Annotated in this window: 8 protein-coding genes; 4 read left to right on the top strand and 4 right to left on the bottom strand. The window is 69.3% G+C overall.

Annotated elements, in window-relative coordinates; all coding sequences use genetic code 11:
• Window positions 1-179: 179 nt before the first annotated feature.
• From ACSVC7_RS19235 to ACSVC7_RS19225, 3 genes are read left to right on the top strand one after another with little or no spacing between them, the layout of a single operon-like run.
• On the top strand, window positions 180-818 hold the full coding sequence (locus ACSVC7_RS19235; RefSeq protein ID WP_448208707.1) for a chemotaxis protein: 639 nt from the start codon (window positions 180-182) through the stop codon (window positions 816-818).
• 34 nt (window positions 819-852) lie between these two features.
• Window positions 853-1,671: a class I SAM-dependent methyltransferase gene (locus tag ACSVC7_RS19230; protein ID WP_448208708.1), complete on the top strand. Its 819-nt coding sequence runs from the start codon at window positions 853-855 to the stop codon at window positions 1,669-1,671.
• Entirely contained in the window at window positions 1,668-2,675 is a 1,008-nt protein-coding gene (locus ACSVC7_RS19225) for an endonuclease/exonuclease/phosphatase family protein (protein WP_448208709.1), read from the top strand. Before ACSVC7_RS19230 ends, ACSVC7_RS19225 begins: the two co-directional genes overlap by 4 nt.
• A gap of 24 nt (window positions 2,676-2,699) precedes the next feature.
• On the opposite strand, the gene ACSVC7_RS19220 is transcribed toward ACSVC7_RS19225, so the two are convergent.
• Together ACSVC7_RS19220 and ACSVC7_RS19215 are read right to left on the bottom strand one after the other, a co-directional pair.
• Window positions 2,700-3,281: a hypothetical protein gene (locus tag ACSVC7_RS19220; RefSeq protein WP_448208710.1), complete on the bottom strand. Its 582-nt coding sequence runs from the start codon at window positions 3,279-3,281 to the stop codon at window positions 2,700-2,702.
• A gap of 70 nt (window positions 3,282-3,351) precedes the next feature.
• Window positions 3,352-3,618: a hypothetical protein gene (locus ACSVC7_RS19215; RefSeq protein ID WP_448208711.1), complete on the bottom strand. Its 267-nt coding sequence runs from the start codon at window positions 3,616-3,618 to the stop codon at window positions 3,352-3,354.
• Window positions 3,619-3,846: 228 nt separating this feature from the next.
• Here ACSVC7_RS19215 and ACSVC7_RS19210 point away from each other — a divergent pair, with 228 nt between their 5' ends.
• Window positions 3,847-4,692 (top strand): cyclic nucleotide-binding domain-containing protein, encoded by an 846-nt coding sequence (locus ACSVC7_RS19210; protein ID WP_448208712.1) that lies wholly within the window; start codon window positions 3,847-3,849, stop codon window positions 4,690-4,692.
• Window positions 4,693-4,700: 8 nt separating this feature from the next.
• On the opposite strand, the gene panD is transcribed toward ACSVC7_RS19210, so the two are convergent.
• Window positions 4,701-5,135 (bottom strand): aspartate 1-decarboxylase, encoded by a 435-nt coding sequence (gene panD, locus ACSVC7_RS19205; RefSeq protein WP_448208713.1) that lies wholly within the window; start codon window positions 5,133-5,135, stop codon window positions 4,701-4,703.
• 110 nt (window positions 5,136-5,245) lie between these two features.
• The gene (locus tag ACSVC7_RS19200) at window positions 5,246-6,910 is read right to left on the bottom strand and encodes an electron transfer flavoprotein-ubiquinone oxidoreductase (protein ID WP_483508524.1); all 1,665 of its coding nucleotides are present in this window, start codon (window positions 6,908-6,910) and stop codon (window positions 5,246-5,248) included.
• Window positions 6,911-6,961 lie beyond the last annotated feature (51 nt).

Raw genomic sequence — 6,961 nt, 5'->3', positions numbered from 1 at the left:
TCTCTTCGGCGCCCCACTCCCCGCCGTCCGCATGGCCTGCGCCGAAGATCGCTGTGCCACCATTGCAACCGTCAAGAACGGCTTTCTTTGAATGGCCCTGGGCGGCCCCGCTGACCCCGGTTGCGCAAAGAAAGCCGTGCGGTACACTGTGCTTGGAATTCTTCCAAACACGGACCGCCATGCCGCCACCCCTCAGGCCGACCGGTACCCTGCGCAAGCGTCTGGAAATGCAGGACGTGGCGGCCAACCGCTATCACGACCAGCGGCTGGGGGCGGAGGTGGTGAACATCGTGGTCGGCGGCTGCGTGGTCAGCGACGACCCGAACGTGATCATCGGCACGACGCTCGGGTCCTGCGTGGCCGCCTGCGTCTACGACCCGGTCGCCGCCATCGGCGGAATGAACCATTTCCTGCTGCCGGACCAGGGCAACGACCGGCTGTCCATGGCCTCGCGCTACGGCAGCGCCGCCATGGAGCAGCTGATCAACCGCATGCTGGCGGTCACCGGCCGGCGCGACCGGCTGCGCGCCAAGATCTTCGGCGGGGCCGCCGTGAACGCGGGCACCCTCCACACCACCGACATCGGCCGGCGCAACGTCGAGTTCGTGATGGAGTATCTGGCGACGGAAGGCATCCCGACCATGAGCTGGGATGTCGGCGGAACCTCCGCCCGCGCGGTGCGATTCTACCCCACCACGGGCCGTACGCAGCGGCGCCTGATCGGCGAGGAGAAGGTGCGGGACATCGCCCGCTCCGAAGCCTCCTTCATGGAGCGGCTGCGCACCACCGAGATCGACGGCGAGATCGAGTTGTTCTGACGCTTGTTCTGACGGGGGGAGCTGTTCCGACCGCATGATCCACGGCCTCTCCCGCCTGCTGCCCGAGATCGAGGACCAAAGCCTCGACGAGGCCGCCGTCTACCGGCGGGAGGCGCTGTACGAGCGGCCCCGGTTCGAGGGCTGGCGCGGCCTGACGCCCGCCGCCGGCCCGCTGCTCTGCCCCATCTGCGGGCGGGAAGCCGCGCGCTTCCTGCCCTTTGGGCTCGGCCGGCGGAAAAACGCGCGCTGTCCGGACTGCGGGTCGCTGGAGCGGCACCGCTTCCTCTGGATTTTCCTGGCGGAGCGCACGCCCTTCTTCCGCCGCCGCCTGCGGGTCCTGCACACCGCCCCCGAGTCCTGTTTGGAGGCGCCCTTCCGGGCGTGGCACGGGCGGGGCTACGTCACGCTGGACCGCTTCAATCCCCAGGCCGACGTTCAGGCCGACCTGACCGACCTGCCCTTCCCCGATGGCCGGTTCGACCTTGTGCTGTCGAGCCATGTGCTGGAGCATGTGCCCGACGACCGCGCCGCCCTGCGGGAGATCGCCCGCGTGCTGAAGCCCTCCGGTTCCGCCCTGCTGCTGTTCCCCTTCGATCCCGCCGGCCCGACGCGGGAAGACCCGGACCTGACCGCGCCGGCCGGGCGGATGGCCGCCTACGGGCATCCCTACCACTACCGCGTCTACGGAACCGACACGCCGCGGCGCATGTTCGAAGCCGGGCTGGAGGCCACGCCCGTCGCATCGGCGGCTCTCTTGAGCGCGCACCGGCGCCGCCGGCTGCGCATCAACCGCAACCACCTGTTCCTGGCGCGTCCCCGGCCTGGGGGTGCGGACCGCGGAGAAGGGTCATGAGCCAAGACTTCCGCATCGCCACCTTCAACCTGGAAAGCCTGGACGACACCGGCGAGCCGCCCTTCGAGGAGCGCGTCGCCGTCCTGCGCCCCCAGTTGGAGCGGCTGAACGCCGACGTGCTGTGCCTTCAGGAGGTCAACGCCCAGCGCGAGGTGAAGGGGGAGCCCCGAACCCTGCGCGCGCTGAACCGGCTGCTGGAGGGCAGCGCCTACGCGGGCTATCACTGCACCACGGGCGGCCTCATGGGGGGCGGCGCCGTGGGCAGTGGGGGGCACAAGCTGTCCGACCGCCACAACCTCGTGCTGCTCAGCCGTTGGCCGATCCGGGCTGCCCGGCTCTATCGGCACGATCTGGTGCCGGCACCGCAGGTGCGCCTCGTCACCGCCGACCCCGTCCCCGCCGGAGCCGAGGCGATCACCTGGGACCGTCCCGTGCTGCACGCGGAGGTCGAGTTGCCCGGCGGGCGGAGCCTGCACGTCTTCAACCTGCACCTGCGCGCGCCCATCGCCGCCCCCGTGCCGGGGCAGAAGAAGAACGCCTCCACCTGGAAGACCACGGGCGGCTGGGCGGAGGGCTTCTACCTCGCCTCGCTGAAGCGCGCCGGGCAGGCGCTGGAGACACGGCTGGCGGTGGACCGCCTGTTCGACGACGACCCGCAGGCGCTGGTCGTGGTGGCCGGCGACCTGAACGCGGAGATGGAGCAGACGCCCGTCCGCATCATCCGCGCCGACCTGGACGAAACCGGCAACGGCCATCTGGCCGCCCGGTCGCTGGTGCCGCTGGAGCGCTCGGTCCCGGAGGAGCGCCGCTTCTCCGTCCTGCACGGCGGGGAGGCGGTGATGCTCGACCATCTGCTGGTCTCGCGCACCCTGCTGGGCTGGTTCCGCACCGCGGAGATTCACAACGAGGCCCTGGGCGACGAACTGATCGCCCACGCCACCGTCAGCCATTCACCGGAAAGCTACCACGCGCCGCTGGTCGCGCGATTCGAGATGCCCGAGTGACGGCATTCACCCGACGCCGTGTCCCTACACCGTGACCGACACCAGCCCGCCGGGCGCCCCTCCGCCCGAAACGCCGGCCGATGGGGATGCGCCGGCACCCGTTGCCGGCGGGGCGTCGTGGCTCCCCGAAGGCCCCGGAAACGCCCCAAGGCCCGCAGTCCCGGTGCCGGCCTTCATCTCCGGGGCGGTTCCGGTTGAATAGCCGGTCGGCGCCTTCGCGCCGCCGCTTCCCCCGACCTTGTCCCCGGTCCTGGCGCTTCCATCGGGTGCGGTTTCAGGTCCGCTGGTCTGGCGAAGGACGTTGCGGCGATACTGCTCAACGACCCGTTCCGCTGGGATCTGGTCCCTGGTTTCGCCCGTGTCGGTGTCCCGGAAGAACAGCACGGCCACATGGGCCATCTGGTCGTAGCGCAGGATCGGGCTGATGTAGCCGCCGGGGCCACGGCCCGTCCCGGTTCCGACGGCCGGAGCGACCGTGTTCGTCGCCCCGGCGCCGGCTTCGGTCGTCGGGACGGTGGTGGGGGCAGGGACTGCGGCGGGCGCGATTGGGGCCGCCGTGGCCGGCAGCCGATTAGCCGCGATGCTGGAAACGCTTCGGATTTCCATCGCTGCCCCGCCTTCCCTTCAAGGCGACCGTCCCGGCGCACAGGCCGGGCTGAGGACCGACGACGGTCGATCAGGCCGTGATGTTGAGGTTCTGCCCTCGGGTCGGGGTGGTGTAGCCGCCGCCGGACCGGGGCTGACCGCCCGGCTGCTGCGACTGCGTTCCTTGCGCTTGCTGGGCCTGCGCCTGCTGAGCCTGCTGCTGGCGGGTGTTGGTCTCTTCGACCGTTTCCGTCCGCTCGTTCGGTCCCTTGTCGTCGGTCCGCTGGGCCGCTGCCGGGCCGCTGCTCAACGGGGTGATGTAGGGCTGCTGATAGCCCCCGATTCCGGTGATGCCCATGACTCGCCCTCCTCGCCGTCCGTGCGCTTACTCCTTTAGAATAGGTAAAAATTGCCGCAGCCGCAAGGCGAGGAGTCACGGGGGTTGTTCGCAAGGGGCGGACAAACCGTCGCGCCCCGGCCCGTTCACGGAGGACTCGCGGGCGGACGCAACGCTTTGGCAATCATTGCCGGGCGACAGTGGGCTCGGCGGTGCCCGAGTGACGGCGCATGAAAACGGACTTGGCCCATGAGGATGCGCTATTGCGCCGGCGACATTCTGTTCCGCGAGGGGGACCCCGGCGATTTCGCCGCGCGCATCCTTGAGGGGCGCGTCGCGGTGGACAAGGACCACGACGGGGAACCGATCCGACTCGGCGAACTCGGCCCCGGCGATGTGGCCGGGGAAATGGGCGTGATCGAGCGCAAGCCGCGCAGCGCCACCGTGCGGGCGCTGACCGAGGTAACCGTCGAACTGATCCCCGCCGACACCTTCCTGGAGCGCATCTCCACCGACCCGGAGACTGCGCGGGCGCTGCTGTTCCGCCTCAGCGAAAAGGTCCGCACGCTCAGCGAGGAGATCGTCCGCCTGCACGACGCGCCCGAGACGGAGCCCGCCGCCGCACCGCCGCCGACCCCTTCGGAGCCGCCGCCCGCGCCGGCCCCGACTCCGGAACCGGTTGGGATCGCGGAGCGCCGCATCCAACTCTACCAGCGCTCCGCCACCGCCTCGACCCGGATCGGGCTGCGGTGCGAGGCCATTCCCGGCGGCCGGACGGTGTGGGTGGAGCATCTGCCCTTCCGGATCGCCCGCACGCTGCGCTGGAGCGACCCGCTCAGCGTCGGGCGCACCATCCTGCGCGTTCCGGACGCGGAGCCCTTCCGCCTGTCCAACCCGCATTTCGCCATCGACCGCGACGACCGGCTGGGGCTGGTCGTGCGCGACCTGGGCAGCGAGTTGGGGACGACCGTCAACGGCCAGTATCTCGGCGGCATTTTCGCCAAGGACACGCAGATCCTGCACCTGGGCGACAACACCGTTGTCGCCGGCGGCGCGCGGTCGCCCTTCGTCTTCCGGATCGAGGTGACCGGCTGAGCGGAGACTCAGGCCGGTTCCGGCGCCAGGAAGGCGTCTTCGCGGATGGCGAAATCGAACCGGTCGCCACCGAGCGCCGTGACGTCGTAGATCAGCGTCTTGTCGATCCGGTTGTCGGGATGGAAGGTCAGGACGCGCGGCTTCAACGTGGCGATCTCCGCCGGCTGGCAATAGAGCGAGGCGGCGATGATGACCTCGTCCCCCGGCTGGCAGGTCCGCGCCGCCGAACCGTTCAGCACGCAGCAGCGCGAGCCGCGCTCTCCATAAATCACGTAGGTGCTGATCCGCGCGCCGGAGTTCTTGTTCCAGATGTCGACGAATTCCAGCGGGTAGATGCCGACCGCCTCGCACTGCTCGGGATCGAGCGTGATCGAGCCCTGGTAGTTCAGATTCGCGTCGGTGACGCGGATGCAGTGGAGCTTGGCGCGAACGACTTTGATCATGAACCCCTCCGGTCGGCGGCCGGCGCCAACGGCCAGCGCGATCGGGGAGTGTTTGTAACGGCAATGATGGAAACGGCAAGTCCCTTTGCCGTTTCCATCACGACATAAAATTACATGCCGCCGGGGTAGTTGGGCCCGCCGCCGCCCTCCGGGACGACCCAGTTGATGTTCTGGGTGGGGTCCTTGATGTCGCAGGTCTTGCAGTGCACGCAGTTCTGCGCGTTGATCTGCAGGCGCGGGTTGGTGCCGTCCTCGTTGCGCACGATCTCGTACACGCCGGCCGGGCAGTAGCGCGTCTCCGGCGCGTCGTACAGCGCCAGATTGACGCTGATCGGCACCTCGGGATCGCGCAGCGTCAGGTGCGCCGGCTGGTTTTCTTCGTGGTTGGTGTTCGACAGGTACACCGACGACAGCCGGTCGAAGCTCACCACCCCGTCCGGCTTGGGGTAGACGATCTTCGGCGTCTCCGCCGCCTTCTTCAGCGTGGCGTGGTCGCCGTGCTTGTGGTGCAAGGTCCAGGGCGACTTGCCCTTGGTCGCCGTCTCGTAGGCGGCGTTGGCCAGCCCGGCCCACAGCCCCTTCTGGAAGCCGGGGCGGATGTTGCGCACCTCCCACAGCTCCTTCCACACCCACGACGCCTTCAGGCGGTCCGGATACTCCGTCACCTCGCGGCCGCCTTCGCCACTGGGGCCGCCGCCGGTCAGATGCTCGTAGATGGCCTCCGCCGCCAGCATGCCCGACTTCATGGCGGTGTGGTTGCCCTTGATCTTGGGCACGTTCAGGAAGCCCGCCGCGTCGCCGACGATCAAACCGCCGGGGAAGGTCAGCTTGGGGATCGACTGGAAGCCGCCCTCGCTCAGCGCGCGGGCGCCATAGGCGATGCGCCGGCCGCCCTCGAAGGTCGGGCGGATGGCCGGATGCGTCTTGTAGCGCTGGAACTCCTCGAACGGCGACAGGTGCGGGTTGGCGTAGTCGAGCCCGACCACGAAGCCGACCGACACCAGATTGCCTTCCATATGGTAGAGCCAGGACCCGCCGTAGGTGCTGGGGTCCACCGGCCAGCCGATAGTGTGGACGATCAGGCCGGGCTGGGACTTCTCCGGGGCGACCTCCCACAGCTCCTTGATGCCGATGCCGTAGGTCTGCGGGTCGGCGCCCTCGCGCAGGTTGAACGTCTCAAAGAGCGTCTTGGTCAGCGAGCCGCGGCAGCCCTCGGCGAAGACGGTCTGCTTGGCGTGCAGCTCCATGCCCGCCGTGTAGCCGGACGTCTTCTCGCCGTCCTTGCCGATGCCCATGTCACCGGTGGCGACCCCCTTCACCGCGCCCGAGTCGTCGTAGAGCACCTCCGCGGCAGCGAAGCCGGGGTAGATCTCCACGCCCAGATCCTCGGCCTGGGCGGCCATCCAGCGGGCGAGGTTGCCCAGCGAGATGATGTAGTTGCCGTGATTGTGCATCTGCGGCGGGGTGACCGGGGACTTGTAGGCCTTGGTCTCGGTCAGGAACAGGAAGTGGTCCTCGCGCGCCGGGGTGGTCAGCGGCGCGCCCTTCTCCTTCCAGTCCGGGATCAGCTCGTCGAGCGCGTGCGGCTCGAACACCGCGCCGGAGAGCAGGTGCGCACCGACTTCCGAGCCCTTCTCGATGACGCAGACCGACAGCTCCTGCCCCGCCTCATTGGCCAGCTGCTTCAGGCGGATGGCCGCGCTCAAGCCGGACGGGCCGGCGCCGACCACGAGGACGTCGTATTCCATCACCTCGCGCGGGTCGCGATCCGTCATCCCAAAACCTCCCGGTCGTCGTGACCGCCGGGCAATCTTTGGAAAGGTCCG

The organism is Azospirillum mesophilum (assembly GCF_053470405.2).
This window is presented reverse-complemented; position numbering and strand designations above follow the sequence as displayed.

Coding starts and splice junctions, on each gene's coding strand:
- ACSVC7_RS19230 (WP_448208708.1), top strand. CDS start 853: ATGATCCACGGCCTCTCCCGCCTGCTGCCCGAGATCGAGGACCAAAGC.
- ACSVC7_RS19200 (WP_483508524.1), bottom strand. CDS start 6,910: ATGACGGATCGCGACCCGCGCGAGGTGATGGAATACGACGTCCTCGTG.
- ACSVC7_RS19220 (WP_448208710.1), bottom strand. CDS start 3,281: ATGGAAATCCGAAGCGTTTCCAGCATCGCGGCTAATCGGCTGCCGGCC.
- panD (WP_448208713.1), bottom strand. CDS start 5,135: ATGATCAAAGTCGTTCGCGCCAAGCTCCACTGCATCCGCGTCACCGAC.
- ACSVC7_RS19210 (WP_448208712.1), top strand. CDS start 3,847: ATGAGGATGCGCTATTGCGCCGGCGACATTCTGTTCCGCGAGGGGGAC.
- ACSVC7_RS19215 (WP_448208711.1), bottom strand. CDS start 3,618: ATGGGCATCACCGGAATCGGGGGCTATCAGCAGCCCTACATCACCCCG.
- ACSVC7_RS19235 (WP_448208707.1), top strand. CDS start 180: ATGCCGCCACCCCTCAGGCCGACCGGTACCCTGCGCAAGCGTCTGGAA.
- ACSVC7_RS19225 (WP_448208709.1), top strand. CDS start 1,668: ATGAGCCAAGACTTCCGCATCGCCACCTTCAACCTGGAAAGCCTGGAC.